This window comes from Gilliamella sp. BG1, assembly GCF_046635625.1.
GTDB classification, from domain to species: domain Bacteria; phylum Pseudomonadota; class Gammaproteobacteria; order Enterobacterales; family Orbaceae; genus Gilliamella; species Gilliamella bombi.
In genome coordinates, this window is record NZ_JBIDFG010000038.1 from 1 (window position 1) to 3,570 (window position 3,570).

Below are 3,570 nucleotides of genomic sequence, written 5' to 3' on the forward strand. Positions count from 1 at the left end.
AAACCGCAGGTTTGAGTTTTTACTAGCTTCAGCTAGTAAAAATATAGCCCGATTTCCGCAGGAAAATGCCCCAAAAAAAGTTACATATCTTTTTATTCACTTATTTTTCTCTTTTCTTTTTTAATGCTTTTTCATATATCTTTACAACAGATCGCATCAGGAGAACATATTCAAACCGAGAAACTTTGTGATTTAAAAATTGAACTTTTATATCTTCATCTATCCCATCAATAAAAAATTCTCTTATTAAATTATCATCGCCAACCAATTTATCAATTGTAAATTTGTCAACAAAAAACATTTTAATAAAGCAACCTAAAGAAATAATAAAAGTCCCTAAAATCACACCCCAAAAAATAAAAATAAAGCCTTGCACAAAAACACCCCCACCAAAATAAAAATAAAGTTTCGCAAACTAAACATATTATTCTCTTTTTTTAAGATTATATATCAAAGTTAAATACTTTCACGCCCTTGCAGGCTTTATCATCTCGATAATTAAAAAACATTGTTATGATACTTTCAGTGAAATCATTATCAAAATTAAATACATCAACGCCTTGAGACTGTTTTATTCTAACATAGCTCAGCAATCCACGAATAAATGCCGCAAATGCACAATCAGGGAATTCTTGATAGTTCGACGTTTGAGGATTTATTTTTGACCAACGGTTTATCTGATTTTTATTAACATATCCAAAATCACCGAGTTCAAATATCTCACCAACCAAATCATAATTTTTATATAATCTAGTTAGCTGTAAAAATCTGTTAAACAAAAAATTGTTATTCATTTTTCAACCACTCTCTAAAATGTTAGCAAGTAATTTATTATACAAAATTACACGCAAAAAAGAAAGTAAAAAAACAAATAAATTTATTAAAGACGTTTAAATAAAAGGTGGCATAAGATAGTTTTGAATTAAAATTGCAGATTGAAACCAAAAAATGCCAACTTTAGTTGGCATTTTTTGGTATTTCTAAACTGCCTACACGGCATTCAATTAGAGCTTGAACAATCTAAGTATATTTCTAAACCGCTTATACAGCGGTTACTAAATTATAAAACATTTTTTACAAAAAAACAGCATTTATTTAATCTGCTGAATTGATTTCTTTTAAATCAAGAATTTCATTTAATCCAACGCTGTAAGAAAAATAGATATCTGGACGGTTATAGTTCATACGTTCTAATCTATCTAATCCCTTGCTAGATATACCAGCTTCTCGAAGTTGCATAACCGCATTTTCAATAACCTTTTGCGCATCCCAAAAATCACGCTTTGCATTAGCTCGCTGTATTTTAATCGTTCTAGACATAATGCTTATTGATTTTTGAATTTCATCAATACTAATAACTCGTTTTAATTTATTAATCAAAACTTTTCTTTTTGCTTCCGCATCATTTTTTATTGCGCGATGTTCTGCTTTGAGAATTGATAAAGTTTTTTTTTTCTCATTGAGCAGGTTAATGCAATCTTGATATTGTTTAATTCTTTTTTGATATTGATTTATTTCTCTATTAGTTGATTTAATTAACGAATCTAATGTTTTCATAGTAGATTTTAATTCTTCTAAAGTGGACATGATATTTACCTTTTATTTAACTTTTTTCCAAACAAAACAAACTAACCAAACCTTGTTCACCTACCAGTTCAACGTTACATCCGTACTCATCAATTACAACATCAAATATTTTCTGAATCTGCTGCTTTTCGTCAAGCGGTATAGCATCTAAATAAGCTTCTTTTGTATATGCTATTTGTTGATTTAAATCTTCAAGTTCTTTACTAATTTTCAATCCAACAGTTTGAAGATTAGATGAATAACAATCTGTTAATTTTGGATTTTTTGAAAACAGTAAATCTCTTTTGTCTCTTAATTCTTTTAAGAGTGTTTCATATTCAATAAAACCTGATAGTTTAGGATTTTGTACATAAAACATTTGGTCAAATATTCCTGCATCTGTTAATTTATTGTCATAAACTCGTATAAAAAATATTTCATGTTTACCAAACTTTTGATTTACATGTAGTTTAATAAAAATAGATGGGTAACAATCTATTGCATTTTTCAATTTAGTGAAAAACTCACTACTATATTTATTGATTCTTGTAATGAAATCTTTATTAGAAATTCCAATATTAAGAAAAGCACCGCCTAATTTATCTTGAATTTTTCTTGACGTAGCTGAAGATTGAACAGGTTTTTTAGCTTTTTTGATATCCGCTTTAGTTAACTTCCAATTTTTTTGAAAAAATAATTCATCACAACAATCATCATAGTTATCTATAAAATGAAGAAAATCTTGTGCATACTGATCTCTATTATTAATCCAGAAAGTTGCTTTATTAAAACAAGGAATAGACATGAAACGATTTAACTTTTGCTGTTTTTCAACATCTATTCCGATTGATGATAACAAGTGCATTTTTTTAAGTATTCTTATTCTAATTTGTTCAGCCCATTCTATTTGCTTTTGAGTCCCTTTTAGCTCTTCTAAACCGTTTGATTTAGCTTCTTCTTTAGCCTCTTTTTTAGCTAACTCTCTATCTTTTTTTAATTCTGCATCTTGTTTATTTTCTATGTAATCTTGTAACGCATTGATTTCATCGTTTTCATTGTAATCTTCTATTTTGCATGAAAAGAATCTTTTTCGTTCTTTTGTATAAAAATTAATATAACCGAAATTGTCAGTAGCACTGTAAACATACACACTTGAATCATTTATAGCTAATTCGTTTATTCCATCTGAGTAAAAAGATTTTCTGTATTCAAGACATTCAGAATGTCTTATTGTTAAGCGAGTTTGATTATCAAACCAATTATCAACAATAGATTGTAATTTATCATAGTCTTCACTGTAACTTAATCCAACAGATGTTGATTTTAGTTTATATGTACGTTGAATTGATGACATTACTTAACCTCCCCAATAATTTTTTTAGGTTTTGTATAGATTATTCTCTTAACATTTGATGAAAAACAGCACTCAAAAGAATCATCGCCAAAATTGACATGCAAAATAACTTCTTCATTTGGTTCGCCGTAAAATTCTCTATCATCAGTGTATGCATTAACCCAGCCTTTGCTTCCATCGACTAACTCTACAGCAACATAATTCTCATCTATTAGTTTTTTTAAATCTTGTGTTGATAACGGGCATTCGTTTGTTACATGACGTTCAGTTGCTGAAAAATTCGGAGTTTTAGGAAATAAATATTTATCAAACATACCAACCACGTTACCTAAATTTTTTATATAGACATTATTTACATAATAACCAGCTTCACAATTTTCAATTGAATAATTGTTAGTAATCATCATAACACTACCTTTTCTAAAGATGTATTCAGCTTTAGTAACCTCAAAAAACAGAAAATAATCTTTAGCCATTCTGTCAATAGATTCAAATAAAAAATCTTCATTTCTAATAATCATTGTTTTACCTTTCTTTAATTGTTTAACTTGTAATTATTATATAAAATAACATGTAAAAACGCAAGTAAAAAAACAAATAAAACAGCCTTTTTATTCCGTTTGCTCAAAAAACAACCAAAGCAAAAGTAG

Annotated in this window: 5 protein-coding genes; all 5 read right to left on the minus strand. The window is 28.0% G+C overall.

Going from position 1 to position 3,570, the window contains the following annotated elements; genetic code table 11:
* Positions 1–100: 100 nt before the first annotated feature.
* Entirely contained in the window at positions 101–376 is a 276-nt protein-coding gene (locus ACGH80_RS11580; protein ID WP_411578970.1) for a hypothetical protein, read from the minus strand.
* A 67-nt stretch (positions 377–443) separates the two neighbouring features.
* The gene (locus ACGH80_RS11585) at positions 444–794 is read right to left on the minus strand and encodes a hypothetical protein (protein WP_411578971.1); all 351 of its coding nucleotides are present in this window, start codon (positions 792–794) and stop codon (positions 444–446) included.
* Positions 795–1,095: 301 nt separating this feature from the next.
* Entirely contained in the window at positions 1,096–1,587 is a 492-nt protein-coding gene (locus tag ACGH80_RS11590; protein WP_411578972.1) for a hypothetical protein, read from the minus strand.
* A gap of 16 nt (positions 1,588–1,603) precedes the next feature.
* Positions 1,604–2,920: a hypothetical protein gene (locus ACGH80_RS11595; RefSeq protein WP_411578973.1), complete on the minus strand. Its 1,317-nt coding sequence runs from the start codon at positions 2,918–2,920 to the stop codon at positions 1,604–1,606.
* Positions 2,920–3,441 (minus strand): hypothetical protein, encoded by a 522-nt coding sequence (locus ACGH80_RS11600; protein WP_411578974.1) that lies wholly within the window; start codon positions 3,439–3,441, stop codon positions 2,920–2,922. Before ACGH80_RS11600 ends, ACGH80_RS11595 begins: the two co-directional genes overlap by 1 nt.
* Positions 3,442–3,570: the final 129 nt, after the last annotated feature.

Bases quoted from the DNA above. Each gene is read 5' to 3' on its own strand.
- ACGH80_RS11585 (WP_411578971.1), bottom strand. From the start codon at position 794: ATGAATAACAATTTTTTGTTTAACAGATTTTTACAGCTAACTAGATTA.
- ACGH80_RS11590 (WP_411578972.1), bottom strand. From the start codon at position 1,587: ATGTCCACTTTAGAAGAATTAAAATCTACTATGAAAACATTAGATTCG.
- ACGH80_RS11595 (WP_411578973.1), bottom strand. From the start codon at position 2,920: ATGTCATCAATTCAACGTACATATAAACTAAAATCAACATCTGTTGGA.
- ACGH80_RS11600 (WP_411578974.1), bottom strand. From the start codon at position 3,441: ATGATTATTAGAAATGAAGATTTTTTATTTGAATCTATTGACAGAATG.